The organism is Streptomyces sp. NPDC059649, from assembly GCF_042734445.1.
Classification (GTDB): Bacteria; Actinomycetota; Actinomycetes; order Streptomycetales; family Streptomycetaceae; genus Streptomyces.
Genome location: NZ_JBHWDV010000048.1, coordinates 55890 through 56308, shown reverse-complemented (window position 1 = coordinate 56308; position 419 = coordinate 55890).

Genomic DNA, 419 nt, shown 5'->3' with positions numbered 1-419 from the left:
TCGGGCTTCCTCCGGGCGCTTCCCTTCGGTCTTGCGTTTCCGACTCTATCAGATCCTCGCGGTCCTGATTTTCGCCGGTGCGTTTCGGCCTTTCGACTTCTTCGCGGTTCCGACTCTATCAGACTCGATTTCTTGCCGTATCCGGTTCGAATTCGGTCCGACTTTCCGTCGGAGGGGGTTTGCCTTTCGGCTGATCCGACTTTATCAGATTGCTCTGGGTCGGAATTCCGTCCCGCCGGGAGGGGCGGCCGTACGCACGGGCGTGCGGCGCTTCCCGTTCAGGAGGAGCCGTAAACGTACTGGAGCGGGGGGGCGGGGGGGGAAAAAACGGCGCCCCCCCCCCCGGGGGGGCCGGCGGGAGGCGTGGGAAGGGGCCCGGGGGGCGGGCACCCCCGCCACCGGGGGGGGGGAGGGGCGGC